General features: G+C 68.6%; 18 protein-coding genes. 10 read left to right on the forward strand and 8 right to left on the reverse strand.

Annotated features, from left to right (window positions below; translation table 11 throughout):
* Positions 1 to 130: 130 nt before the first annotated feature.
* Genes ACSVC7_RS09005 through ACSVC7_RS09015 form a run of 3 tightly spaced genes read left to right on the forward strand, consistent with a single transcriptional unit; the run spans position 131 to position 5,102 of the window.
* Positions 131 to 784, forward strand: coding sequence for a TetR/AcrR family transcriptional regulator (locus ACSVC7_RS09005; RefSeq protein WP_448205572.1), 654 nt, complete (start codon positions 131 to 133; stop codon positions 782 to 784).
* Positions 781 to 1,983: an efflux RND transporter periplasmic adaptor subunit gene (locus tag ACSVC7_RS09010; protein WP_448205571.1), complete on the forward strand. Its 1,203-nt coding sequence runs from the start codon at positions 781 to 783 to the stop codon at positions 1,981 to 1,983. Before ACSVC7_RS09005 ends, ACSVC7_RS09010 begins: the two co-directional genes overlap by 4 nt.
* Positions 1,980 to 5,102: an efflux RND transporter permease subunit gene (locus ACSVC7_RS09015; protein WP_448205570.1), complete on the forward strand. Its 3,123-nt coding sequence runs from the start codon at positions 1,980 to 1,982 to the stop codon at positions 5,100 to 5,102. Before ACSVC7_RS09010 ends, ACSVC7_RS09015 begins: the two co-directional genes overlap by 4 nt.
* 7 nt (positions 5,103 to 5,109) lie before the next feature.
* Here ACSVC7_RS09015 and ACSVC7_RS09020 read toward each other — a convergent pair whose 3' ends face one another.
* The gene (locus ACSVC7_RS09020; protein WP_448205569.1) at positions 5,110 to 6,312 is read right to left on the reverse strand and encodes a UDP-galactopyranose/dTDP-fucopyranose mutase family protein; all 1,203 of its coding nucleotides are present in this window, start codon (positions 6,310 to 6,312) and stop codon (positions 5,110 to 5,112) included.
* A gap of 98 nt (positions 6,313 to 6,410) precedes the next feature.
* Here ACSVC7_RS09020 and ACSVC7_RS09025 point away from each other — a divergent pair, with 98 nt between their 5' ends.
* Entirely contained in the window at positions 6,411 to 7,205 is a 795-nt protein-coding gene (locus ACSVC7_RS09025; protein WP_448205568.1) for a DUF4422 domain-containing protein, read from the forward strand.
* 7 nt (positions 7,206 to 7,212) lie between these two features.
* On the opposite strand, the gene ACSVC7_RS09030 is transcribed toward ACSVC7_RS09025, so the two are convergent.
* From ACSVC7_RS09030 to ACSVC7_RS09040, 3 genes are all read right to left on the reverse strand, one after another.
* Complete coding sequence (locus tag ACSVC7_RS09030) at positions 7,213 to 10,344, reverse strand: efflux RND transporter permease subunit (protein ID WP_448205567.1); 3,132 nt, start codon at positions 10,342 to 10,344, stop codon at positions 7,213 to 7,215.
* A 121-nt stretch (positions 10,345 to 10,465) separates the two neighbouring features.
* Positions 10,466 to 11,644: an efflux RND transporter periplasmic adaptor subunit gene (locus tag ACSVC7_RS09035; protein WP_448205566.1), complete on the reverse strand. Its 1,179-nt coding sequence runs from the start codon at positions 11,642 to 11,644 to the stop codon at positions 10,466 to 10,468.
* Positions 11,637 to 12,299 carry a TetR/AcrR family transcriptional regulator gene (locus ACSVC7_RS09040; protein WP_448205565.1) on the reverse strand — a complete coding sequence of 221 codons (663 nt, stop codon included), beginning with the start codon at positions 12,297 to 12,299 and terminating at the stop codon, positions 11,637 to 11,639. The genes ACSVC7_RS09035 and ACSVC7_RS09040 overlap by 8 nt, the downstream gene beginning before the upstream one ends.
* A 346-nt stretch (positions 12,300 to 12,645) precedes the next feature.
* On the opposite strand from ACSVC7_RS09040, the gene ACSVC7_RS09045 reads away from it, so the two are divergent.
* Complete coding sequence (locus ACSVC7_RS09045) at positions 12,646 to 13,710, forward strand: lytic transglycosylase domain-containing protein (protein WP_448205564.1); 1,065 nt, start codon at positions 12,646 to 12,648, stop codon at positions 13,708 to 13,710.
* A 6-nt stretch (positions 13,711 to 13,716) separates the two neighbouring features.
* Here ACSVC7_RS09045 and ACSVC7_RS09050 read toward each other — a convergent pair whose 3' ends face one another.
* Positions 13,717 to 14,460: a hypothetical protein gene (locus tag ACSVC7_RS09050; RefSeq protein WP_448205563.1), complete on the reverse strand. Its 744-nt coding sequence runs from the start codon at positions 14,458 to 14,460 to the stop codon at positions 13,717 to 13,719.
* Positions 14,461 to 14,636: 176 nt separating this feature from the next.
* Here ACSVC7_RS09050 and ACSVC7_RS09055 point away from each other — a divergent pair, with 176 nt between their 5' ends.
* Complete coding sequence (locus ACSVC7_RS09055; RefSeq protein ID WP_448205562.1) at positions 14,637 to 15,218, forward strand: peptidoglycan L,D-endopeptidase MepK; 582 nt, start codon at positions 14,637 to 14,639, stop codon at positions 15,216 to 15,218.
* Positions 15,219 to 15,314: 96 nt separating this feature from the next.
* Positions 15,315 to 16,301, forward strand: coding sequence for a small ribosomal subunit Rsm22 family protein (locus ACSVC7_RS09060; protein WP_448205561.1), 987 nt, complete (start codon positions 15,315 to 15,317; stop codon positions 16,299 to 16,301).
* On the opposite strand, the gene ACSVC7_RS09065 is transcribed toward ACSVC7_RS09060, so the two are convergent.
* The 3 genes from ACSVC7_RS09065 to ACSVC7_RS09075 all read right to left on the reverse strand — a co-directional run bounded on the left by ACSVC7_RS09065 (position 16,295) and on the right by ACSVC7_RS09075 (position 21,284).
* Complete coding sequence (locus ACSVC7_RS09065) at positions 16,295 to 18,199, reverse strand: alpha-amylase family glycosyl hydrolase (protein WP_448205560.1); 1,905 nt, start codon at positions 18,197 to 18,199, stop codon at positions 16,295 to 16,297. The two genes, ACSVC7_RS09060 and ACSVC7_RS09065, sit on opposite strands and share 7 nt — an antisense overlap.
* A gap of 84 nt (positions 18,200 to 18,283) precedes the next feature.
* Entirely contained in the window at positions 18,284 to 18,667 is a 384-nt protein-coding gene (locus ACSVC7_RS09070) for a hypothetical protein (protein ID WP_448205559.1), read from the reverse strand.
* Positions 18,668 to 18,773: 106 nt separating this feature from the next.
* On the reverse strand, positions 18,774 to 21,284 hold the full coding sequence (locus ACSVC7_RS09075) for a sensor domain-containing protein (protein ID WP_483508200.1): 2,511 nt from the start codon (positions 21,282 to 21,284) through the stop codon (positions 18,774 to 18,776).
* Positions 21,285 to 21,969: 685 nt separating this feature from the next.
* Between ACSVC7_RS09075 and recO the strand changes: the two genes are divergently transcribed.
* The 3 genes from recO (at position 21,970) to ACSVC7_RS09090 (ending at position 26,511) form a co-directional block, all read left to right on the forward strand.
* Complete coding sequence (gene recO, locus ACSVC7_RS09080) at positions 21,970 to 22,692, forward strand: DNA repair protein RecO (protein WP_448205557.1); 723 nt, start codon at positions 21,970 to 21,972, stop codon at positions 22,690 to 22,692.
* 18 nt (positions 22,693 to 22,710) lie between these two features.
* On the forward strand, positions 22,711 to 24,969 hold the full coding sequence (parC, locus tag ACSVC7_RS09085; RefSeq protein WP_448205556.1) for a DNA topoisomerase IV subunit A: 2,259 nt from the start codon (positions 22,711 to 22,713) through the stop codon (positions 24,967 to 24,969).
* A gap of 447 nt (positions 24,970 to 25,416) precedes the next feature.
* Entirely contained in the window at positions 25,417 to 26,511 is a 1,095-nt protein-coding gene (locus tag ACSVC7_RS09090) for a TRAP transporter substrate-binding protein (RefSeq protein ID WP_448205555.1), read from the forward strand.
* The last annotated feature ends 172 nt before the right edge of the window (positions 26,512 to 26,683 follow it).

Here is a 26,683-nt window from a genome sequence, read left to right on the forward strand (position 1 = left end):
GAGGCGGCGGGCGCGTGCATGGCCGTTCACCGGGCCATCCATGTCGCTTGACAGGATGTTGCATCTGCTTATTTTCAGTTTTTGAAACCCGCGAGTTTCATTTTTCCCCGGATGTCCTTTGGTAAATGAGATGCCCTTCGATGCGGCACCGAGCTGGCGCCTGAAACGCCGCGAGACGATCCTCGCGGCCGCAGCGGCCCTGTTCGCCGAGCGCGCCTACGCGGACGTGCAGGTGGACGAGGTGGCGAAGGCGGCCGGCGTCGGTAAGGCCACCCTGTACCGCTACTTCCCGTCCAAGGAAGACCTCTATCTGGAATCGCTGGGCCGCGCGCTGGACGAGCTGGACGACCGGCTCGACGCCCCGGCGCCCGCCGAGGCCGCCCCGCGCGACCGGCTGTGCGCCATGGTGTCGGCGCTGATCGACACGCTGGGCGAGCAGCTGCCGACGCTGAAGCTGCTGGGCGGCGACCACTCCGACCTAGCCGAGCAGGGCCGGCGCCTGCTGCGCCGCCGCACCGCGCGGATCGCCGCGGCGTTGCGGGCGGTGCTGGAGGCCGGAGCCGCCGCCGGGCAGTTCCGCGCCGTGGACACCGAGCTGACGCCGATCCTGATCATCGGCATGGTGCGCGGCGCCATCATGATGGCGGGCGACCGCCCGCGCGACCGGCTGGAACGCGCCATCCTCGATCTGGTGCTCGCGGGCACCGGGTCCACCTTCACCAGCTCCACCTTACCCACCCCCACCTTGACCGCAGATGCCCACCGGGCCGGGAGTTCGACGTGACGAAACGCATTCTGGTCCCGGTGCTTCTGGTGGCCGCGCTCGCCGGCGGGGGATACTGGTACACGCAGAAGGCCGGTGGGGCCGAAACGCACGCGTCCAAGACCGCCGCGCCCGCCGCCGGGCCGCGCGCGGTTCCCGTGGTGGTGAAGCCGGTCGAGGCGCGCGCCGTCCCTGAACGGCTGGGCACCATCGGTTCCGTCCAGCCGCTGGCTGCCATCGCCATCAAGGCGCGCGTCGACACGGTGGTGGAGACCGTCCACTTCACCGAGGGGCAGGAGGTCAAGGCCGGCGACCCGCTGTTCACGCTCGACGCCCGCGCGCTCGACGCCCAGCTCCGCCAAGCCCAGGCGAACCTGGAGCGCGACAAGGCCAACCTGGAAAAGGCGCGCGGCGACGTGCGCCGCTATGCCGAGCTGGTGCGCACCAACGCCATCGCGCGTCAGCAGCTCGACGCCGCGACCGCCACCGCCGACGCGCTGGAGGGCACGGTGAAGGCCGACCTCGCCGCCATCGAAGCGGCCAAGGTGTCGCTCAGCTTCACCCGCATCACGGCGCCCATGGACGGCCGCACCGGCGCGGTCAACGCCAAGCCCGGCACCATGGTGCGCGCGGCGGACGCCACGCCGCTGGTCACGCTGACGCAGCTCCGCCCGATCACCGTCGCCTTCAACGTGCCGGAACGCCACCTGCCGACCATCCGCAAGGCGATGGACTCGGGCAAGCTGCCGGTCACCGCCGGCGTCCCCGGCGACAGCCGCCCGCCGGCCGACGGCGTGCTGACCTTCGTGGACAGCCAAGTGGACCAGCAGTCCGGCACCATCCTGGTCAAGGGCCAGTTCCCCAACACCGACACCCGCCTGTGGCCCGGCCAGTTCGTGGACGTGGTGCTGACCCTGCGCGTCGAGCCGCAGGCGCTGACCCTGCCCGACGATTCCGTGCAGACCGGCCAGCAGGGCCGCTTCGTGTACGTCGTGAAGCCCGACGACACCGTGGAGATCCGCCCGGTGACCGTGTCGCGCAGCCAGGACGGCCTTGCCGTCATCGCCAGCGGCGTGCAGGCCGGCGAGCGCGTTGTGGTGGACGGGCAATCGCGTCTCTTCCCCGGCGCCAAGGTCACCGCCAGGAACGGCGATAAGGCCGGCGAGGGCGCGAAGAAGAGCGAAGGCCCCGCCACCGCGGTTCCGGGAGGTGCGTCGTGAGCCTGTCCGAACTGTGCATCCGCCGTCCGGTGATGACCATCCTGCTGACGGCGGCCCTGGTGCTGGGGGGCTTGGCGGCCTACCGCCAGCTTCCCGTGGCGGCGCTGCCGCGCGTGGATTTTCCGGTCATCAACGTCTCGGCCACGCTGCCCGGCGCCAGCCCGGAGACCATGGCCGCGTCGGTGGCGAGCCCGCTGGAGCGTGAATTCTCCACCATCGCCGGCATCGACACGATCACCTCCTCCTCCAGCCTCGGCAGCACGTCGATCACCATCCAGTTCGTGCTGGAACGGGACATCGACGCCGCCGCGCAGGACGTGCAGGCGGCCATCGCCCGCACCCAGCGCCGCCTGCCGGCGGAGATGACGACCCCGCCCAGCTACCGCAAGGTCAATCCGGCCGACCAGCCGATCCTGCTGCTCGCGCTCAGCTCGCCGACGCTGCAGCTCTCGCAGCTCAACGACTTCGCCGAGACGGCGGTGCAGCCGAAAGTCGCCACCCTGCCGGGCGTGGCCCAGGTGCAGATCTACGGCTCGCAGAAATACGCCGTGCGCGTCCAGGTGGACCCCAACGCGCTGGCCGTGCGCGGCATCGGCATCGACGAGCTGCAAAAGGCCCTGTCCGCCGCCAACGCCAACACTCCCGTGGGCACGCTGTCGGGCGCCAAGCAGCAGCTCGTGCTGGCGGCCAACCCGCAGCTTCCCAACGCCGCCGCCTTCCGCGACCTGATCGTCGCGTGGCGCAACGGCGCGCCGGTGCGGCTGGGCGACGTAGCCGCCGTTCTGGACAGCGTTGAGAACACCCGCACGGCGAGCTGGCACAACGGCACCCGCGCCATCGTCCTGGCCATCCAGCGCCAGCCCGATGCCAACACGGTGGATGTGGTGGACCGGGTGAAGGCCCTGCTGCCAACCTTCCGCGCGCAGCTGCCGCCCAGTGCCAAGGTGGAGGTGGTGAACGACCGCTCCACCTCGATCCGCGAGGCGGTGGAGGACGTGCAGTTCACGCTGGGCCTGACCATCGCGTTGGTGGTGATGGTCATCTTCCTGTTCCTGCGCCGCCTGTCGGCGACGCTGATCCCGGCGGTGACGGTGCCGATCTCGCTGATCGCGACGGCCGGCGGCATGCATGTGATGGGCTTTTCCATCGACAACATCTCGCTGATGGCGCTGACGCTGGCGGTCGGCCTCGTCGTCGACGACGCCATCGTGATGATGGAGAACATCGTCCGCTACGTCGAAGAGGGCATGCGCCCCTTCGAAGCCGCCATCAAGGGCTCGCGCGAGATCGGCTTCACCATCGTGTCGATCACCCTGTCGCTGGTGGCGGTCTTCATCCCCATCCTGCTGATGGGCGGCGTGGTCGGGCGCCTGTTCCACGAGTTCGCGGTGGTCGTGACCATGTCCATCGCCGCGTCGGCCTTCGTGGCGCTGACGCTGACGCCGATGATGTGCTCCCGCATCCTGACCCCGGAAAAGCACGGGGAGCAGGAGGGGCTGTTCGGCCGCGTGCTGGAGGGCGGGTTCGACGCGCTGCTGAAGGGCTACGCGGCGACGCTGCGCCTCGCCCTGAGCTACAAGCCGATCATGGGCCTCGTCATGATCGGGACGGTGATCGGCTCCGTCCTGTTGTTCCAGGCCATCCCGAAGGGATTCTTCCCGACGGAGGACATCGGCCAGATCCAGGTGTCCACGGAGGCGGCACCCGACATCGCCTTCCTGGCCATGGCCGAGCGGCAGCAGCAGGTCGCCGCGATCATCAAATCCCACCCGGCGGTGGAGGACGTCACCTCCTCCGTCGCGGTCGGCGGGTCGTCGGTCAACACCGGGCGCATGTTCGTCGTGCTGAAGCCGCGCGATGAGCGTCCGTCGGCACCGGAGATCATCCAGCAGCTCCGCCGCCAGCTGAACGGCATCCCCGGGATCGCGGTCTTCATGCAGCCGGTGCAGAACCTGCGCATCGGCGGCCGCGCGTCCAAGAGCCTGTACCAGTACACCATCCAGGGCCTCGACCTCGACGAGCTGTATCAGTGGTCGGGCCGGCTGGAACGCGCCCTGCACGACATTCCCATCCTTCAGGACGTGACCAGCGACCTTCAGCTGAACAGCCCGCAGGCCTATGTGAACGTGGACCGCGAGAAGGCGGCGACGCTGGGCATCGGCGTGGATCAGGTGCGCTCGACCCTCTACAGCGCCTTCGGGCAGCGGCAGGTGTCGACCATCTACACGCCCAGCAACGACTATCAGGTGCAGATCGAACTCCAGCCGAAGTATCAGGAGGACGACAGCGCCCTGTCGCGCGTCTATGTGCGCTCCAGCACGGGCAAGCTGGTGCCGCTGGACGCCTTCGCCAGCGTGCGGCGCACCGCCGGCCCGCTGACGGTGAACCACCAGGGTCAGCTTCCGGCCGTCACGCTGTCCTTCAATCTGGCCCCCGGCGCCTCGCTGGGCGACGCGGTGGCCGCCATCCACCGCGCCGAGCTGGACATGGCGCTGCCCGCGACCATCACCACGGGCTTCGCCGGCACCGCCCAGGTCTTCCAGGACGCCCAGGCCGGGCAGGGACTGCTGCTGCTTGCCGCCGTTCTGGTGATCTACGTCGTGCTGGGCGTGCTGTACGAGAGCTTCATCCACCCGCTGACCATCCTGTCGGGCCTGCCCTCGGCGGCCATCGGGGCGCTGGCGACGCTGATGCTGTTCGGGCAGGAACTCAGCGTCATCGCGATCATCGGCATCCTGATGCTGATCGGCATCGTGAAGAAGAACGCGATCATGATGATCGACTTCGCCGTGGATGCGCAGCGCAACCAGGGCATGACCGCGCGCGAGGCGATCGAGCAGGCCTGCCTGCTGCGCTTCCGCCCGATCATGATGACGACCATGGCGGCGCTGATGGGCACGCTGCCCATCGCCGTCGCCCAGGGTGCCGCGGCCGAGCTGCGCCAGCCGCTGGGCCTCGCCGTGGTCGGCGGCCTGTGCGTGTCGCAGATCCTGACGCTCTACATCACGCCGGTGCTGTTCCTCTACATGGAAGACGCGGGGACCTTCATCGCCCGCCTGTGGAAGCGGCGCGCCGACGTGGAGCCGGACGCCGGCCATCCGGTGCCGGGCGGGGAGTAGGGGTTCCCTACTCCGTCGTCCTCTCGGCGATCGTCCCCGTCAGGCGCGGGCGGATCTCGCGGTCGAAGCACTTCAGGGCGGCACCGATCGCCTGATCCATGTCGAGGTAGCGGTAGCTTCCCAGCCGACCGCCGAAGATCACCCGCTCATCCCGCAGGGCCAGCGCGCGATAGGCGTCGTAAAGCGCCCGGTCGGCCGCCGTGTTGATCGGGTAGTAGGGCTCGTCCTCCCGGCCGGCACGTCGCGAATATTCGCGCATGATGACGGTGGCCGGCGGGAGGTCGGGCCGCTCCGGTTGCAGGTGCCGGAACTCATGCGTGCGGGTGTGCGGCACCTCCTCGTCGGCCTCGTTGACCACGGCCGCGCCCTGGTGGTCATCCGTCTCCAGCACCTCCAACTCGAAATCCAGCGTCCGCCAGCCGAGAACTCCCAGGCGATGATCGTAGAACCGGTCGATTGGCCCGGTGTAGACGATCAGCGCGCGCGGATCGATCCGATCGGCCACGTCGAAGTAATCGACGCCGAGCCGCAGTTCGATCTTCCTTGAGGCCAGCATCGTCTCGAAAAGGGTGCCGTAACCGTCGACGGGGATGCCCTCGAACGGGTCGGAGAAGTAGAAATCATTGTAGCCGAATCGGACCGGGATACGGCTGATGACCTCCGCGGGCAGATCGCGCGGGTCGGTGCCCCATTGCTTGCGGGTGTAGCCGCGGATGAACGCCTTGTAGAGGTCGGGGCCGATCAGGGCGATGGCCTTGTCCTCCAGATTCCGAGCCGTCTCCGGGTTCAGGCCACGCGTCTGCGCCGCGATGACGGCCCTGGCCTCGGCCGGCGTCATCGTCCGTTCGAAAAAGCTGTTCAGGGTCATCAGGTTGATGGGAAGAGAAAAGACGCACCCCCGGTGCCGGGTGAAGACCCTGTGGCGGTAGTTGCTGAAACGGGTGAAACGGCTCACATACGCCCACACCTCGGCACTGGAGGTGTGGAAGACGTGCGTTCCATAGAGGTGCTGCTCGATCCCGGTGCCGGGGTGGGGCCTGGAGAAGCTGTTGCCCCCGGCGTTGGGGCGCCGGTCCAGCAGCAGGACCGGAAGGTCCAGAACCGTCGCCACGCGCTCGGCGATGGTGGCGCCGAAAAAGCCGGCACCGACGATCACGATGGGAAAGCCGTTCCAGTCCACGCCCACAATTTCCCGTTCGACATTCCCCATGCTGGGGGATTCCCGGCGTGTTACCCTGCCCGATACATCGTTCACGGTGAAGGTGAAACGTGCGGCTCGGTATTTTCACTTTGTATCACAAGGATCCGGTGATCCCACTCGATAACGGCCCGTTCTACGCGCTTCACATGCAGTCCCCGCCCGCCGTTGCCTGCCCGCGCCTGCCGGTGGAGCGACCCGACCATATTCTGGACCGGCAATCTTACTGCGAGATTCGCGGGCATCATTATGTCTGGAAGAACCTGCTGCACCGGTTCGACTATGTCGGGTTTCAGCATTACCGTCGGGTGATGGTCTGGCCGACCGGGAACTTCAGCAACCCCGACCCGGTGCTTCGGCAACTTCACGCTGAAACCGTGCGCTATTCCTCCTTCCAGGCGCTGACCATCGATCGCGACAGCTTCCTGTCCTGCGTGCGGGCACTGAACGCGTTGACCAGCGGGGAGGTGGAACGGCTGCGCGCCGTCGCGGCCGCCCACGATGCCATCCTGCCGTACCGCACCGTTCGCAACGTACCCCCGGACGAACATTACGCCGGAGCCCATGTGCGGGAGCATTTCGACGTCCTGATGGAGGAGATACTGAAGGAGCCGTTCTTCGCGCGCCTTCGCCCGCTGACGCCGTTTCAGCAGTACTGGGACTATTTCGGCAACCTGTTCGTCCTGCGGGCGGAACTGTTCGACGATTACATGTCGCTGGCGATGCCGATCTTGGAAAGGGTCGCCGGCCGAATCGAGATCCCGGCCGATCCCTACCAGTCCCGCGTCATGGGCTTTCTGGCGGAGCGGCTGTTCACCTTCTACATGTACGGCCTGGAACTCACCTGCGACACGCTGCGCGTGCGCCACACATCCTTCGCCTTGTCCGAGGACACGAACGTATGATGCGGCGTTATTCCGCCGCCACCCCATGCGCCACCGCGTCCGGATCCTTGCGCCCGAACCAGCGCTTGAACCGCCGGGAGATGGCGTCGAGGTAGGTCAGGATCACGGGCACGACGAGCAGCGTCAGCAGCGTGGAGCTGATGAGGCCGCCGATCACCGCATGGGCCATGGGCGCGCGCTGCTGGGCGCCCTCGCCAAGGCCCAGCGCCAGCGGGATCATGCCGAAGATCATCGCCATGGTGGTCATGACGATGGGGCGCAGGCGGATGACGCCGGCCTCCACCACCGCGTCGCGCAGTTCCACCCCGCGGGCGCGGGCCTGGTTGGCGAAGTCCACCAGCAGGATGGCGTTCTTGGTCACCAGACCCATCAGCATGATGAAGCCGATGGCGCTGAAGATGTTCAGCGTCGATCCGGCGACCAGCAGGCCCAGGAACACGCCGACCAGCGACAGGGGCAGCGACGCCATGATGGCGATGGGCTGGAGGAAGCTGCCGAACTGCGAGGCCAGGATCAGGTAGATCAGGATCACCGCCAGCAGCAGCGCCTGCGCCGCGTAGCCCGTCGTCTCCGCGATGTCCTTGGTGGAGCCGCCGAAGACGATGCGGTAGCCGGGGGGAAGCTTGATGTCGGATATGGCAGCCTGAAGCTCCTTGCCGGCGTCGCCGGCCGGGCGGCCCTGGACGTTGGCCGCCACGTTCACCTCGCGCGACAGGTCGCGGCGGTTGATCTGCGAGGCGCCGAGCGTCGTGCTGACGCGGCTGACCTGCGACAGCGGCACCATGCGCGGCGTGCCGTTCGGGTCGTTGGAGCCGGTCAGGTAGATGCGGTCGAGGTCGGCGCGGCCCACCCGGTCGCCTTCCGGCAGGCGGACCAGCACGTCGTAGGTCTCGCCGTCCGGCGCCTTCCAGGTGGAGATTTTGTCGCCCGCGAACAGCGGGCGCAGCGTGTTCGCCACCTGCGCGGTGCCGATGCCGAGGTCGCTCGCCAGCTCGCGCTCCAGCTTCACCGACAGGGTGGGCTTGGCCGCCTTCAGGCTGCTGTCCACGTCCACGAAGCCTTGGATGCGGCGCATGGCGGCGGTCACCTGCTTGGCGATGCGGTCCAGTTCGGCGATGTCACGGCCCTGGACGGACACTTGGATCTGCTTCTGCACGCCACCCACGCCGGGGATGCCGATGCCCATGGTGATGCCGGGGATGGCGGCCAGCCGCTCGCGGATCGGCGGGGCGAGGTCGTTGGGCGAGCGCTTGCGCTGGTCGATGGGCTTCAGCCGGATGTAGACGCTGCCCCGGTTCTTGCCGACCGCCACGCCGGTGTTGACCGTGCTGTAGGTGTAGGCGACCTCCGGAAACTCGCGGATCGCCGCCTCCGCCTGCCGGATCTTGGCGGTGGTGTAGTCCAGGGAGGAGCCGACGGGAGTCTCGATGTCCACGACCGATTCGCCGAGGTCGGCGGCCGGCACGAACTCCACGCCGATGCGCGGCACCAGGAAGAAGCTGCCGACGAAGATCGCCAGCGCCAGCAGCAGCACCAGCCACCGCCACCGCAGCGCCCAGCCGAGCATCCGCCCGTAGACCCGCGCGAGGCCGTCGAAGGCGCGCTGGAAGCCCCCGGCGAAGCGCCCGAAGACGTTGCCGGCGTGCCGGCCGTGCGCCGCCGGGTCGTACCACAGGCTGGACAGCATGGGGTCCAGCGTGAAGGACACGAACAGCGAGATCAGCACCGCCGCCGACACGGTGATGCCGAACTGGAGGAAGAAGCGCCCGATGATGCCGCCCATGAAGGCGACGGGCAGGAACACGGCCACGATGGTCAGGGTGGTCGCCAGCACCGCCAGCCCGATCTCGCTGGTGCCGTCCAGCGCCGCCTGCCGGTGCCCCTGGCCCTTGCCGAGGTGGCGCATGATGTTTTCGCGCACGACGATGGCGTCGTCGATCAGGATGCCGATGGCCAGCGACAGCGCCATCATCGTCATCACGTTCAGCGTGAAGCCGAAGGCCGCCAGCACCCCGAAGGTGCCCATGACCGCCACCGGCAGCGTCAGCGCCGTGATGACCGTGCTGCGCCAGGAGCCCAGGAAGATCATCACGATGAAGACGGTCAGCAACCCGCCCTCGACCAGCGTGCGCTGCACGTTGTTCAGCGAGTTGGTGATCCCGCGCGAGGTGTCGCGCACCACGTCCAGGCTGACGTCGGCGGGCAGGGAGCCGTCGCGGCGAAGCTCGTCCAGCGCCTTGTAGAGGCCGCGCGCGACCTCCACCGTGTTGGAGCCCTGGATCTTCACCACGTCGACGGCCAGCGCCGGCAGGCCGTTGAACAGTGCGACGGAGTCCTGCTCCTCCTGGCCGTCCAGCACCTCGGCCACCTGCCGCAGCCGCACCGGCTCGCCGCCGCGCCGCGTGACGATGAGGTCGAGCAGCTGGCGCGGGTCGATCACCCGCCCGTCCACCTGGACGACGCGCTCCGCCCCGCCACCGGACACGGTGCCGGCGGGCAGGTCCTGGTTCTCGTCCTTGATGGCCTTGATGACCTGATCGACACCGACGCCCAGCGCCTCCAGCCGCTCGGGCCGCAGCCGCACCTGGATCTGGCGCTTCACCCCGCCCGCGATGGTCGCCCGCCCGACGCCGCGCACGTTCTGAAGCCGCTTCAGAACGATCTGGTCGGTCATGGTGGTCAGGTCGCGCAGGGTGCGGATGTCCGACTTCACCGCGATGGACAGGATCGGCTGGTCGTCCGGGTTGAAGCGGGTGATCTGCGGGTCCTTCACCTCCGTCCGGAAGGACGGGCGCAGGGCCGACACCTTCTCGCGCACGTCCTGCAAGGCCTGGGTGGAGGCGGTTTTCAGGTCGAACTCCGCCACCACCACCGACCGGCTCTCGTAGGAGCGGGAGGTCAGCGTCTTGATGCCGGCGATGGTGTTGACCGCGTCCTCGACGGGCCGCGTCACGTCCGTTTCGACGGATTCCGGGCTGGCGCCGGGATATTCGGTGGAGACGACGACGACCGGGAAATCCACGTCCGGGAACTGGTCCACGCCCAGCCGCTGGTACGAGAACAGGCCCAGCACCATCAGCGCCACCATCATCATGGTGGCGAAAACGGGGTTGTCGACGCTGATGCGGGTGATCGGCATGGGGCTGCTCTCAAAGAAACATTCGTAGGTTGGGTTGAGCCATAGGCGAAACCCAACGTGCTGTCGGTGCGGAGGATGTTGGGTTTCGCGCGCGCTCAACCCAACCTACGGCTGCGCCGCGTCAGCTTCCCGCCAGCTTCACGGCCCGGCCGGCGGTGAGGCCGGGCAGGGGGGCCGTCACGACGAGGTCGCCCTCATCCAGGCCGTCGACCTGCACGAGGTCGCCGCGCGACCACGTGCCGAGCGTCTGCACCTTGCGCCGCTCCACCCGGTCGCCGGCCACCACCAGCACGAAATCGCCGTCGTTGTCGTGGCGGACGGCGGCGGGGGGCAGGGCGAAGGCACGGTCGGCCTGGGCCACCACCGCGTTGCCGGCCGCGAACATGCCGCCGCGCAGGGCGCCGTCGGCGTTGTCCAGGCTGACATAGATGGGGATGGCGCGGGTGCCGGCGCGGGCCATGGGGTTGATCCGGGCGATCTGGCCGACGAACTCCCGCTCGCCGAAGCCCTCCACGCGCAGCCGCACGGTCTGGCCGGGCTTCAGCCGGGCCACGTCGTCGGCCGGCACGGTGGCCTCCACCTCGACGCGGCTGAGGTCGACGACGGAGAACATCTTGGCGTTGACCGCCAGATTCTCCCCGGCGTTCACCGCGCGCTCCGCCACGGTGCCGTCGATGGGGCTGACCACCACGGCGTCGCGCAGGGCCTTGCGGGCCAGCTCCACCTGCGCCTCCAGCGCCGACACGGTCGCCTGCTGGAAGCGGAAGGTGCTCTGCGCCTGGTCCAGGTTCGTCTCGGACACGATGTCCTTCTGCCGCAGGGCGAGGTTCTTGGCCCGCGTCTTCTCGGCGAGCACGAGCTGCGCCTTGGCGCCTTCCAGGTTGCTCAGCTTCTCGTTCAGGCGGGCGGTCAGCTCCGCCGTGTCGAAGCGGGCGAGCAGCTGCCCCTTGCGCACGGCCTGCCCCTCGCGCACCGGCACCTCGACCAGACGGGCGGCGACCTCCGACTTGACCACCGACTGCTCCAGCGGCTCCACCGACCCGCTGAGCCGGACCGTCTCCAACAGGGCGCGGGGAGCGGCGCGCGTCACCTCGATGGCCGCCAGCTCGACCGGCCGTTCGGCCGGCGGCATCGGAACCTCGTGGGCGGGGACAGCCGCGGCCTCCCCCGCGGTTCGCGCCTTCCAGGCCACGCCGCCGGCCCCCAGCGCCCCGACCAGGAGCACGGGCAGCAGCCACCGGCGCAGGCGGTTGCTAGGGCGGCTGCGGCGGTCGTGGAGGTTGGGGGCGGCGTCAATCATGGTGGTCGTCCTTGGGTGCGGCCCGCAGACCGCGCAGAAGAAGGTCGAGGTAGGCGTCAAGGTAGAGTTCGGCCGAGGCGGAGGCCTGATCGGGCTCGAACGGCCGAAGTGAATGGTTCCACAGCGACAGCATGGTCAGCGGGGCCGCGGCGACGCGGGCCATCTGGTTCACGTCCATCGGGCGAAACTCCCCCCGGTCGATGCCGCGCTGGAGGATGCGGGCGAAGAAGCGCCGGCCGCGCAGGATCACTTCATCCATGTAGAAGCGGGCGATGTCCGGAAAGTTGCCGGCCTCCGCGATCACCAGCTTGGACATGCCGGCGTTGGGGCATTGTTCCATTTCCCAGAACTTCTGGGCGAGGATGCGCAGGAACTCCTCGGTGCTGCCGGTGTGGGCGTCCAAGAGGTCCTCGCCCAGGCGGAACTGGGGAAGGATCGATTCGCGGATGACCGCTTTGAACAGCCCTTCCTTGTTCTCGAAATAGAGGTAGGGCAGGCCGACGCTGACGCCGGCCTTCTTCGCCACATCCTCAAGCTTCGTCGCCGCGTAGCCGCGCGTGACGAACAGGTCGCGCGCGGCCTCGATCACCTCGGCGGGGCGGGCGTCCTTGCGCCGGGACCGGCGCGGCGCGGGAGAGGGGGAACCGTCGGGCATGCTGCTCATGCTCTAAATGAACGTTCATTCAATATGCACGGTTCCCCGTTCTGTCAAGGCGTTAACCCCCGAATTGCGGCGGCCGGGCCGCACGCAGAAGGCGCGCTTGGATCAAGGGAGTCGCGCGGCTTCGAAGCCGTAAGACGGCGTGCGCAGCGGCACAAAGAAGGGTCGAAAGCGGATGAACAGCATTCGCGGGAAAACCATTCCTTTCGGAGATGAAAAAAGCGGGTTTCCCGTGATCGGGCCCAATACAGCCACGTTGTTGCTTGACAGCGGGCGTCGTATCACCTCAAAGAGAGGCTAACGCTTTCGATCTCTGCGCCACCAGCACGGACCCTTCCTTGTGGCTTATCGAGACTTTGCGGCGGCCCGTGCCGCCGGTGTCGCCCTGATCCTCGGCCTCGGTCTGGCGGGCTGCGCCTCCAATCCTCCGGAAACGGCAACCGCCCCCACGGCGGCGGCGGAGATGGCGGCCAACCCCATCGACCCGAACGATCCCCTGGCCCCCTGGGTCCCCTACATCCGTGAGGCGTCGGAGCGGTTCGACGTGCCGGAAAAATGGATCCGCGCGGTCATGGTGCGGGAGAGCGGTGGGCGCTCGCTCGTGAATGGGCGCACCATCACCAGCTCGGCCGGCGCTATCGGCCTGATGCAGGTGATGCCGGCCACCTACGAGATGCTGCGCTGGCAGTACGGCTTCGGCCCCGACCCGTCCAATCCGCGCGACAACATCCTGGCGGGCACCGCGTATCTGCGCGAGATGTACGACCTGTTCGGCGCGCCGGGCTTCCTCGCCGCCTACAACTGCGGGCCAGCCTGCTACGCCTCATATCTCGCCAAGAAGCAGAAGCTGCCGCGCGAGACGAAGATGTATCTGGCGGCGCTGACGCCCGCCCTGCGCGGCACCGAACCGCGCACGGCGTCGCAGTCGGCGGGCGCCACGGCCATCGAGATCGCGGTGGTGCCGGACAACGCGCCGGCTCCCAAGGCCCCCGCGCCGTCGACCATCACGGTCGCGCAGGAGCCGCCGAGGCCCGAGGCCCGGCCGGATCCGGGGATGCCCGCCCCCGCGGCGGCGCCGGTCGCCGTCGCCGCGCTGGAGCCGCCGCCCCAGCGCGCGGTGGAACCCAGGGGGCGCGCGTCGTCCGCTTCCAACCCGCCGGTCGAATTCGTCGCCGCCGCGGACCGTTCCCGCATCACCACCCACACGCTCGCCGTCAAGCCCGGCACGCCGCCGGCCCATTCGCTGGAGACGATGGTGGCGGAGGCTGTGCTGCCGCCCAACGCCGCCGGCAAGGGCGAACGGGTGGTCATCCGGTTCGTGTCCCAGCGCAGCGGCGGATGCGGCAGCATGCAGGGCAAGGAACGCGTCTGCGTGGCGCTCGCCGGCGGAAACGCGGGTCTGTAACGGACCTTACGGTTTCGGAAGGGTGGCGGGAGCGGGCGGCGCCAGCGTCTCGACCACCCACTTGCCGTCCTTGAACTCCAGCTTGGCGGCGTAGCTGTTGGCGGTGATCGCCGCCATGACGGTTTCCCACTGCCGGTGCGGCATGCGGGCCATGTCCAGGCGGCCGGGCGGGACGCGGTAGGGCGACCAGGCGTAGGTGATGCCGCCGCCCAGCAGCACCGCGAAGCCCGCCAGGAAGGCCACGGCGCTGGCCGCCAGTTGCAGGGGAAAGGCCGGCGTCAGCCGCTTCATCCGGCGCGAGGCGAGCACGGCGTGGAAGCGCACATGCCCTTGCGGCGCCCAGGCCGGCACGACGATGCCGAAGGGCCGCCCGTTGGTGCGGCCGGCGGGCTGGACCACGGCCATGTGGCTCTGCACCTCGCGCGAGCGCGATTCGGACAGCAGCGCGCCCACCGGACGGCCGTTGCGCACCGTCAGTTCGAACACCCGCCGGCCGGAGGGCAGCAGCGCGATCCCGCCGGGGTTGGCGTCGATTTCCTTGGTCAGGGCCGGCAGGAAGGACAGGCCCGGCCCGCCCTCGTGAATTTCGTAGAGGAAGCCGCTCCACAGCGGCTCGACCGAATACCAGCAGGTTTCCGATGTCTTCAGGCAGCGCCGGCCGAAGGCGCGCGCGTAGCGCTCGGCGTCCTTGCGATCGACGCCTTCCAGATAGCCGAACAGGACGTTGGTGGCCTGCCTGCCGCCGGACAACGGACCCTCGCTTGTCACTTCACGGGCGGCCCACAAGACACGGTATGCTGAAGCTGTAGCATACCCCAAAACCTTGCGGACCACGACCTTCCGTATCTACGGGTGGGGCAAATGCGAGTCAACCGGGAAAGCCTTTGACTTGTGTAACATTTCGCGTAACGTCCGGCCGATCAAACATGGATGACGATGGCGAAAATCGGCCCACGCGGCGCCGGATTCTGAGTGGGCTGGCGGCCTCGGCCCTGCTGAGCAGCCTCGCGCGGCCGGCGCAGGCGCTGGACGCGGCGGTGCCGCAGTGGATGACGGTGCCGCGCCGCCTTGTCATGCGGAACCTCAACACCGGCGAGCGGCTGAACACCGTCTACTGGCGTGACGGCGCCTACGATTTGAACGGGCTCGCCGCCGTGGACCGCTTCTTCCGCGACTGGCGCACGGGGGAGGTGGTGCCGACCGCCGCGTCGCTGCTCGACATCCTGTGGCGCCTTCAGATGGGCGCGCGCTTCACCGTTCCCATCGAGGTGCTGTCCGGCTACCGCTCCCGACAGACCAACGAGATGCTGCGCCGGACGCTGGGGGAGAGCGTGGCCCACCGCAGCTTCCACATCCGCGCCATGGCCGCGGACATTCGCCTGCCCAAGCTGTCGTCGCTGGCCGTGGCCCATTACGCCAATGGCCTGGGGCTCGGGGGTGTCGGCTACTACCCGGACTCCGACTTCGTTCACGTGGACAGCGGGCCGCGTCGCGTCTGGGTCCGCTGAGGCGGCGTCGCTGCGCGTCCCACGCTTGTCCATTCCCGTGCGCTCGCGCGGCGTGCTATCGAGGCGGCGGAAACGATCACGCTTGTCTCAAAGGCCATGGAACTTCCCCCAACGCTCCGCCACGCGGTGGACCGCGCGCTGGACGGCATCGCGCTTGCCGACCTGAAGCGCGAGGCGGACCGGCTGTCGCAACGCTACCGGGCGGAGGTGCGCGACGGCCGCTTCCACCTGTCCGACGACATGGCGGCGCGGGCCTATCTGGCGACCCGCCTGCCGGCCACCTACGCCGCCGTCCGCGCCAGCATGGAGGCGGTCGCGGAGGTGCAGCCGGACTTCGCGCCGGCCACGGCGCTCGACGTCGGGGCGGGGCCGGGCACGGCGTTTTGGGCAGCGTCCGACTGCTGGCCGAGCCTGGACGACGCGCTGCTGGTCGAGGGCAGCCCGGCCATCCGCGCGGTCGGCGAAACGCTGGCGCGGGACGCTGCCCCGTCGCGGATCGAGTGGCGGGCAGCTGATGTGGGCGCCGGCCTGCCGGACATCGCGCCGCGCGACTTGGTGACCCTGGCCTATGTGCTGGACGAACTGTCCGAGGAGGCGCGGGACCGGCTGGTGGACCGGCTGTGGGCGCTGACGGCTGGAACGCTGCTGATCGTGGAGCCCGGCACGCCCGCCGGCTGGACCCGCATCCTGCGGGCGCGGGAGCGGTTGGTTGGGGCCGATGCCCATCTGCTGGCGCCCTGCGTCCACAGCGCGGCTTGCCCGCTGGTGGCTCCGGACTGGTGCCACTTCTCACGGCGGGTCGCCCGCTCCCGCCTGCACCGGCAGGCCAAGGGGGCGGAGGTGCCGTGGGAGGACGAGAAGTTCGTCTACATCGCGGCCTCGCGCCGGCCCGGCCGGATTCCGGACGCGCGCATCGTCGCCCCTCCTCGGTCGGCCGGCAACGGGCGCATCGGTTTCAAGCTCTGCGCCCGCGATGGCGGCGTGTCGGAAACGGTGCTGGGCAAGCGCGACGGGGCGGTCTTCAAGGCCGCGCGCCGGCTGGATTGGGGGGATGCGCTGGCGCTGACCGACGACGGTCAGTGACTGGCGCTGTCGGCGCTCTGTGCGCGGGCGGCTTTCAGCACCAGGGCTCCGGACGGCGGGACCGTCGACCCCGCCGGGACCGGCGCGCCGGTCAGCAGATCCCGCATCGGGGCGTCGAAGCGCGGTGCCTCCGCCGGATCGCTGCCGAAGTTCAGGACCACGGTAACCGGTTCGGCACCCGGACGGCGGTAGGCGAGCAGCGTGTCGGGCCGGGCCGTCTCGATCCAATCCAGACCGGGAGCGGTGAGGGCGGATTCCGAGCGGCGCAGCGCGGTCAGGCGCGTGTGGAAGGCCCGCAAGTCCTGGGGATCATCCCATGCGACTGGCGCCGGCTCACCGTAGGGCTCGTAGACCGCGCCGACCTCGTCGCCGGTGTAGAGGCAGGGCACGCCGGGCAGGGTCATCAGCAGCACGGCGGCGGCCTTGGTCCGCGCCAGCCCGTGCCGGGCGATGAAGCGCGCGCCGGTGTCGTTGTTGTTGAGGAAGCGGAAGACCGGCGTGTCCGGTGCACCCGCCAACAGCGCGGCGCGCAGGCGGGCCGCCGTCGGCGCGCTGTCGTCGAAAGCGTTGGCCCAGGCCCACTGGCCGAGCTGGTCGGTCCAGTCGTAGGCGGCGTCGAAGCCGTTTTCCACATACCAGGGATCGCGGGCGGAGGCCTCGGCCAGCAGAAGCAGGTCGGGGTTGATGCGGCGCAGCTCAGTCCGCAGGGCTGGCCAGAACTCCGGGGCGCGCTCCTTGACCGCCCAACTGGCGTCCACGCGGAAGCCGTCGATGCCCAGGTCCCGCACCCAGCGGGAGAAGGCGGCGGTCATGTAACGCTGGACCTCGGGGTTGTCGTAGTTGAGGTTCTTCAGGTTCGACCAGTTGAAATAGCTGGACACGGAGCCGTCCGGCTTGCGGTCGAAGAAGCGGTGGTAGGGCGACGCTTCTCCACGGGCCGCCACGTCGGCGTGGTAGGGGTGGTGCTCGTCGAGGTGGTTCGGCACGAAGTCCATCAGCACCCGCAGGCTCCGCGCGTGGGCAGCGGTGATCAGCACCCTCAGGTCATCCTCGGTCCCGAAGCGGGCGCGCAGCCGGAAATGGTCGGTGACGGCGTAGCCGAAGTCGAGGCCCGGGGCCTCCGTCAGGGGCGACAGCCACAGCGCCGTGACGCCGAGCGCGGCGATCGCGTCCAGCCGCGCGGTCACGTCGGCGAGGCCGCGCGGGCCGAACAGGTGGGGCACGACGCCGTAGACCACCGCGTCCCGCATCCAGGTCGGCGGGTGCCGCTGCGGGTCGGCGGGCTCGGCGTGGCCGTCGCGCACCTGGAACAGGATGGTGCTCTCGTCCGAGCGACCGAGGGCGTCGGTGACGCGCAGGGTGACGCGGTAGGCGCCGTCGGTGGCCGGGGTGGGCAGGGTTAGCCGCTTGGCGGTGGACGGCAGGGCGGGGAGCGGTGCGGGGTTGCCGGGGGCGGCGCGCCACTCGGTCTTCACGATGAGGGCGGTGTGGCCGGCGGCGGGCTCGCTGCGCCCGGCGTCGAGGGTCAGCCCCTCCGCCGTGGCAACCGCGCGCACCCAGGCTTTCGGCGTGTCGGGGAGCCGGACCTCCCAGCGCTGGGGCGCGGAGGCGACCGTTTGGCCGTCATGCCGGCAGAGCGCCTGAACGTCGTTGGCGCCGGAGGCCAGCGGGACGGTCGCGGTGAAGCGGCTCCCGTCCACATCCGCAACCGCCGAGCCGAGCGGGGAGGCGACCTCCACCCGCTCGCAGGCGCCGGGTGTGACGGTTCCCTCGACCGCCTTGCGGAAGGTCCACGCGTCGCCGCCGGAACCGCTGAGCGCCACCGGGGCCTCCGCCAGGGCAAGGCTAGGCAGGGCGGTCAGCGTGGCGGCAAGGAGGAGGCGGGGAAGAGCGTTCATCGTCCGGCGGTCCGCTGGTGGGAGGGCGCCGGAACGGTGATGGTTTATGGTTAATGAAAGGTTGCGCCAGAGATCATGGCAACGTCACCGCTGGATCAGGGCGCTTTCCTTGCCGGACAGGACGAAGACCTTCTTGTAGGGCTTCAGCAGCGCATCGATCAGGGCGTTCACCTCCGGGCTGGACATGGCGCGGGGCTTGGCCGGGTCCACATGGAGGACGCAGCTGTCCTTGGTGTCGTTGAAGGCGGCCAGCGCGTGGATGCGGTCGGGGCGGAACTCCTCGGGGAAGTTCTCGTCCATCAGCCAGAAGCACTGGAAGTTCCGGCAGGAGGGCGGGCGCTCCTCGTAGACGGTGCAGCCCTTGCCCTGGTCGCAGGAAACGCACCACTTGGCCGAGGGCTTCTTCAGTTCGGGCACCCCCATCAGCTTGCAGCACAGGGTGCACTCTCCGCAGGTGCGGTCGGCCATAACGCAACGTCCTTCAAATCCGGGGGCATGTCCGGGTGGTGAGCGCGGACACTCGCACAAAGGCCGGGTCCAGGGGAAGTGTCCGTTGGGTCAAGCGGGCATCGCGTCAGGTAAGGCTGCCGGTGGTCAGGGGCTGGGTCAGCTCCCGTTCCAGCAGCTCTTCGATGGCGTCCGCCGGGGCGGGGCGGGCGTAGAGATAGCCTTGGGCGTACTTGCACATGATGTCGCGCAGGAACTCCGCCTCGACCTCCGTCTCCACGCCCTCGGCCACGGCGTCCATGCCGAGGATGGCGGCCAGCGTGGTGATGACCTGGACGATGGCGGCGTTGCCCTCGCCCGTGGACAGGGCCTGGACGAAGCTGCGGTCGATCTTCAGCGTGTCGGCCGGGAACTTGTGCAGGTAGGACAGCGACGAATAGCCGGTGCCGAAATCGTCGATGGACAGGCGCACGTCCATGTCGCGGATCTGCTGCATCAGCGCCCGGCACTTGGCCGGGTCCTGCATCAGCAGGCTTTCGGTGATCTCCAGCTTCAGCGAGGAGGGCGGGACGGCGCTCTCCTCCAGCACCGCGCGCACCAGCCCGACGAGGTCGTCGTCCCGGAACTGGCGGGAGGAAACGTTGACGCTCATGAACAGCGGCGCCGGGCGCGGGAAGCGCTTCTGCCACAGGGCGAGCTGCCGCGTCGCCTCGCGCAGCGCCCAGCGGCCCATGGGGACGATCAGGCCCGATTCCTCGGCCAGCGGGATGAACTCGACCGGCGGAACGAGGCCGCGCTCCGGGTGGCGCCAGCGCATCAGCGCCTCGAACCCGGCGATGCGGCCCGCCGACACGCCGATGATCGGCTGGTAGAAGAGGCAGAGCTGGTTCTGCTCCAGCGCCGTGCGCAGGTCGGTCTCGGTCCGCATCTGCGCCATGGCCTGACGGCGCAGGTTGCTGTCGAACACGTCGATGCGCGCCCGCCCGCCCGACTTGGCGCGGTACATGGCAAGGCCCGCGTCGCGCAGCATCTCCTCCGGCCGCTCGTAGCCGGTGGCGCTGAGCGCGATGCCCATGGAGGCGGTCAGCACGAAGTCGTGCCCGTCCAACGTCAGGGGCCGGGCGATGGTCTGGGCCATCCGCTCGGCGGCGGCCAGCGCGTCGCCCGCGTCGTCGATGTCGCCCAGCAGCACGGCGAATTCGTCCACCGACAGGCGGGCCAGCGTGTCGCCGACCCGGCGGGTCTCGTCCAGCCGCTCCGCGATGATCTTCAGCAGGGCATCGCCAACCGCCGAGCCCAGCGCGTCGTTGATCGACTTGAAGCGGTCCAGGTCGATGATCACCACGGCGAAGGGCTTGCCGCCGACGCGCCGGTCACGGTCCAGCGCCTGCCCGATGCGGTCGAGCAGCAGCGTGCGGTTGGGCAGCCCGGTCATCCCGTCGTGGAAGGCGTCGAACAGCAGCTGCTGTTCCGCCTTCTTCTGCGCGGTGACGTCGGTCATCGAACCGGCGATTCGAATCGCCCGGCCCGTCTCGTCGCGCACCGCCAGCCCGCGTACCAGCATCCACAGCGCCGACCCGTCAGCAGCGCGGATGCGGAATTCGTGCTGAAGATGCTCGCGTTCGCCGATCAGGTGCAACTCGATGGCGGTCTTCAGATTGTCCAGGTCGTCGGGCAGGACGCGGTCGAACCACTCCGCGACGGAATTGGACAGGTTGCTCTTGGCGAAGCCCAGCATCGCCTTCCAGCGCGGCGAATAGTAGACCTCGCCCGTGTCCAGCCGCCAGTCCCACAGCCCGTCGTTGGCGCCGGCGGCGGCCAGGGCGTAGCGCTCCTCGCTCTGGCGCAGGCGCTGTTCGGCGCTCTTGCGGTCGGTCACGTCGGCCTGGCTGCCGACCAGCCGCACCGGCTTGCCGTCCGGCCCCAGCACGGCGATGCCCCGGCAGGACATCCAGCGGATCCCGCCGTCGGCGTGGCGCATCCGGTATTCGATCTGGAAGGCCGTCTCGTCGCCCCCCAGCGCGCCGAGCGCGGCGTGCAGAGCCGGCTGGTCCTCCGGCGCGACGCGGCCCAGCCACTCGTCCGGGCTGTTGCCGATGGCGCCATCCTCGAAGCCCAGCAGCGATTTCCAGCGCGGCGAGTAGTAGACGGTTCCCTCGGCCAAATCCCAGTCGTAGAGCCCGTCGTTGCTGGCCGCCGCGGCGAGCGCGTAGCGCTCCTCGCTTTTGCGGAGCTGGCGTTCGGCGTGCTTGCGGTCGGTGATGTCGGAGACCGAGCCGACGAGGCGCACGGGGTCGCCGGTCTCGTCCATCACCGCCATGCCGCGGCAGACTAGCCAGCGCCAGCGGTCCTCGCCTTCTCCGGTCGGGGCGCCGGCGCGGCGCACGCGGTGTTCGATCTGGAAGGGCAGGGAGACGCCGACCATCTGCCCCTCGAAGGAGGCGTAGAGCCAGTCGATGTCCTCGGGGTGGACGCGGTCGAGCCAATCCTCCGGGCGATTCACGTCGCCCGGCGGCAGGCCGAGGAACTCCTTGAAGCGCGGGGACAGGAACATCGTGTCGTTGCGAAGATCCCAATCCCAGACGCCTTCGGAGCCCGCTTTTTCGGCCAGAAGGTATCGCTCGATCGTGCTGCTCAAGACCCCCCTCACCACCCCGCGGGGACAGTTTCCCCCGCCCGGCTCGCCCTGTCGGCGATCCGCCAGCAGCCACCATATTTCCACAATGGTGAACGAGAGGTGAAGCGCTGCCCAAAGAAGCGGCGGTGTTGCGTGTGTGCCGCCGATTGGGCGCCATTGGGCGGATTGGGCAGCGTAGCGCCGGTGCACAATGGGCGGAAAAGGGCGGTTTGTCGTTTCAGGTCAGAGATTTGCGAGTGGTCATTTGCATGCGTTCGTTGTGCGTTCGATGCACGACGATACGTGTGCGAATCGATGAGCGCGGAAAGCAGGGCATGGTTCGGGTGATGACGGCAATAGGGTAGCGGAGGTTGCAAAACAAAGCAAGAACGGCGCGATGTGAACCCTTTCGTATCGCGCGCCTTTCCCCCTCTCCCAGCCCCGCTGGGAGAGGGAGGGGCCCATGCGGAGCATGGGAGGGTGAGGGCAAGGTTGTGCCGAGTATTCAGGTGAAGCGCAGGGAGGATTTTTGGATTGACCTTGCCCTCACCCTCCCGCCTCTCGCGCAAGCTGCGCTTGCGCTGACGGCGTCAGGCGAATGCCGGAGGCATTCGCTGAGAGCCGGAGGCGGGCGAGGGGATTTCTGCCCCGGTGGGAAAGCCCTTGGCGAATTGCGGGTTCGCCCACAAATTGCTAGAGCATGGGTATGGAATGGTCCGATCAGGGCATCGTGCTGTCGGCGCGCCCGCATGGCGAAAGCTCGGCGGTCGCCACTCTGCTGACGCGGGAGCACGGGCGGCACGCCGGCATGGTCATGGGCGGGCGGTCGAGCCGGCATCGCGGCTCGCTGGAGCCCGGCACGCTGGTCGCGGCGCGCTGGCGCGCGCGTCTGCCGGAGCATCTGGGCCACTACACGCTGGAGACGTTGCACGGCTACGCCGCCGCCTTCCTGGACGACCCGCTTCGGCTGGCCGCGCTGACCGCATCCTGCGCGCTCGTCGAGGCCGCGCTGCCGGAGCATGAGCCGCACACCGCCGTGTTCGACGGCATGCTGGCTCTGTTCGGCCTGCTGGGCACCGACGCCTGGGCCGAGTCCTACGTCAGGTGGGAGGTCGGGCTGCTCGGTGAGCTTGGATTCGGGCTCGACCTCGACCGTTGCGCGGTGACGGGAGCGAACGACTACCTTGCCTATGTCAGCCCGCGCACCGGCCGCGCCGTGTCGGCCGTGGCCGGGGAACCCTACCGCGAACGCCTGCTGCCGCTGCCCGGATTCCTGATCGGGCTGGGCGGCGGAGGCCCGCGCGAGGTGGAGGAAGGGCTGCGGCTGACCGGCCATTTCCTGGAGCGGCACCTGCTGAACGGCCCCGTGCCGCCGGCCCGTGAACGATTAAGAGAACGTTACGCGAACGCGGTGGCGCGTCGCGGCTAGATTTGGTATCCAGAAAGCATGACGTCCCAAGACCCCGTACTCGACATTTCGGAGAAGCCGCTTCGCGAGGCCCTCAGCGAGCGGTACCTGAGCTACGCGCTCTCCACGATCATGGCGCGCTCGCTGCCCGACGTGCGCGACGGCTTGAAGCCCGTCCACCGGCGGCTGCTCTACGCCATGAGCCAGCTGCGCCTGGACCCGAGCACGCCGCCGAAGAAGTCGGCCCGCGTGGTCGGCGACGTGATCGGTAAGTTCCACCCGCACGGCGACACGGCAGTGTACGACGCGCTGGTCCGCCTCGCGCAGGACTTCGCCGTGCGCTACCCGCTGATCGACGGGCAGGGGAACTTCGGCAACATCGACGGCGACAACGCCGCCGCCATGCGATACACCGAGGCGCGCCTGACCGAGGTCGCCAAGGCGCTGCTGGATGGTATCGACGAGGACGCGGTCGACTTCCGCCCGACCTACGATGGCGACGGGGAGGAGCCGGCGGTCCTGCCCGCCAACTTCCCGAACCTGCTGGCGAACGGGTCCAGCGGCATCGCCGTGGGCATGGCGACCAACATCCCGCCCCACAACGTCGCCCAGCTCTGCTCCGCCCTGCGGCTGATCCTGAAATACAAGCAGGACTGCGTGAAGGCCGCGCTGGCCGGCAAGGAGAAGCCGGCCGCGACCAAGATCGAGGATCTGGTCACGCTGATCTCCGGCCCCGACTTCCCGACCGGCGGCGTGCTGGTGGAGCCGCGCGCCAACATCGTGGAGGCCTACCGCACCGGCCGCGGATCGTTCCGGCTGCGCGCCAAGTGGGAAGTGGAGAAGCTGGGGCAGGGCACCTGGCAGGTGGTCGTCACCGAGATGCCCTATCAGGTGCAGAAGGCCCGGCTGGTCGAGAAGATCGCGGAGCTGCTGGCCAACCGCAAGCTGGTGCTGCTGGAAGACGTCCGCGACGAATCGGCGGAGGATGTGCGCCTCGTCCTGGTGCCGAAGAGCCGCAACGTGGACCCCGAGGTCCTGATGGCCTCGCTGTTCCAGGCGACCGACCTGGAAGTCCGCTTCGCCATGAACATGAACGTGCTGGACAAGGACAACGTCCCGCGCGTGATGAACCTGTTCGAGGTGCTGGACGCCTTCCTGGACCACCGGCACGAGGTTCTGGTCCGCCGGTCCCGCCACCGGCTGGCGCAGATCGACCACCGGCTGGAGGTGCTGGGCGGCTATCTGATCGCCTTCCTGAACCTGGACGAGGTGATCCGCATCATCCGCGAGGAGGACGAGCCGAAGCAGGAGCTGATGCGCGCCTTCGAACTGACGGAGGTGCAGGCGGAAGCCATCCTCAACATGCGCCTGCGCAACCTGCGCAAGCTGGAGGAGTTCGAAATCCGCAAGGAGAACGAGAAGCTGACCGCCGAGAAGGCGGGGCTGACCGAGCTTCTGTCGGACGAATCCCTGCGCTGGAAAGCCATCGGCAAGGAGACGGAGGAGACCCGCAAGCGCTTCGGCGAGGACCGCCGCACGCTGGTCACCGAGGCCGCCGCCATCATCGACATTCCCGTTGACGCGATGGTGGAGCGCGAGCCGCTGACCGTTCTCTGCTCGAAGAAGGGCTGGATCCGTGCGGTGCGCAACCACCTCACCGACGCCGAACGCGCCGATGTGAAGTACAAGGACGGCGATTCGGAAGGCTACTGGGTCCACTGCGAGACGACGGACAAGCTGCTGGTCTTCGGCACCAACGGCAAGTTCTACACGCTGTCGGCCGAGAAGCTGCCGCGCGGGCGCGGATTCGGCGAGCCGGTGCGGCTGATGATCGAACTCGGCAACGACGTGGACATCATCGCCCTGTTCAAGCACCAGCCCGGCCGCAAGCTGATGGTCGCGTCGGAGGACGGGCGCGGCTTCGTGGTCGAGGAGACGGAGGTCGTCGCCCAGACCCGCGCCGGCAAGCAGGTGCTGAACCCCGACGACGGCAAGGAAGCCAAGATCTGCATCCCGGCGGAGGGCGACCATGTGGCGGTGATCGGCAATAACCGCCTGCTGCTGGTCTTCCCGCTGGATCAGGTGCCGGTGATGGCGCGCGGCAAGGGCGTGCAGCTGCAGAAATACAAGGACGGCAGCCTGTCCGACCTGAAGGTCTTCACCCTGGCCGAGGGCCTGAGCTGGAAGCACGGGGAGCGGCAGTTCAACGTCACCAACCTGACCGGCTGGCTGGGCAACCGCGCTGGCGTCGGCAAGATGCCGCCCAACGGCTTCCCCAAGGTGAACCGCTTTACTTGAGCTTGCGCTTCCCCTCCTCCGCTCCCGGCCTCGGACACCGGGCGACGGGTGGGGGAGGGGAAGAACCGTTCGTTTTCCAAACAATTTGCGCGGAACGTCCCGTTCAAGCCATGCCCGGGCTTGAACACTGCCCTGCGATTCCGGCATAGTCTTCCTATCAAACGGAAACGGGGCGGTCCGAGCCGCGGGGGTACCCCGGTGCGGCAGAGCCCCGGACGCAAAGGGGAGGCAAACGCATGGGCAGCACGGATCCGTGTGAAAGCGCACGGGCGGCATCGCGGAGACGCTCCTCCGCCGACCGTCGTCCATAACGCTATCGTCCGTAACGCCTGCCCTGCACCGCCGGATTATCAACGCAACATCCCAAAGCCGACACGCCGGGCTCCCGCAACGGAGCCGGACCGGGCGCGTGAATCGGCCCAATGACGAGGGACAAGGGAGACGATCATGAAACGCCGCGCATTCCTCACCACCGCCGGTGTCGGCGTCGCCGCCAGCACGCTGGCCGCCCCGGCCATCGCGCAGAGCAACCCCGAGATCAAGTGGCGCTGCGCCTCCAGCTTCCCCAAGAGCCTGGACACCATCTACGGCGGCGCCGAATTCGTCGCCAAGCGCGTCGCCGAGGCGACCGAGGGCAAGTTCCAGATCCGCACCTTCGCGGCGGGCGAACTCGTCCCCGGCCTGCAGGTGCTGGACGCGGTGAAGGACGCCACGGTGGAGTGCGGCCACACCGTCTCCTACTACTATGTCGGCAAGGATCCGACCTTCGCCTTCGATTCGGCCATGCCCTTCGGCCTGAACGCGCGCCAGCAGAACGCCTGGATGACCTACGGCGGCGGCATGGAGCTGATGCGGGAGTTCTACAAGGGCTTCAACATCATCCAGTTCGGCGCGGGCAACACCGGCACCCAGATGGGCGGCTGGTTCCGCAAGGAAATCAAGTCGATGGACGACTTGAAGGGCCTGAAGTTCCGCATCGGCGGCTACGCGGGCACCATCCTGGCGAAGCTGGGCGTCGTGCCACAGCAGATCGCCGGCGGCGACATCTACCCGGCGCTGGAAAAGGGCACCATCGACGCCGCCGAGTTCGTCGGCCCGTACGACGACGAGAAGCTGGGCTTCAACAAGGTCGCCAAGTACTACTACTACCCCGGCTGGTGGGAAGGCGGCCCGCAGGTGTCGATGCTGGTCAACACCGCCCAGTGGGAACAGCTGCCCAAGCACTACAAGGCGATCTTCGAGGCCGCCTGCTCCGACGCCACGCTGGACATGCTCGGCAAGTACGACGTCCAGAACATGCGCGCGCTGAAGCGCCTCGTCGGCGCCGGCACCATCCTGAAGCCCTTCCCGCGTGAAGTTATGCAGGCCTGCTATCAGGCCACCTTCGAGGTGTACGAGGAGGAAGCCGCGCGCAACGAGAAGTTCCGCAAGATCTACGAGCAGTGGCGCAAGTTCCGCGACGAGGAATATCTGTGGTTCCGTGTCGCCGAGAACACCTTCGACAACTTCGTCTTCTCCGCCCCTCCGCCGAAGAAGGGCTGACGAGGTCCAAAGAAAAAGCCCCGCGCAAGCGGGGCTTTTTTGTTGTCCGGTTTCGATCTGTAGGTTGGGTTGAGCGCCGCGAAACCCAACGTCGTTTGATGATGAGATGCGTTGGGTTTCGCATACGCTCAACCCAACCTACGGGAAAGCCCCCTTCCGGGGTGCCGGAGGG

This window comes from Azospirillum mesophilum (assembly GCF_053470405.2).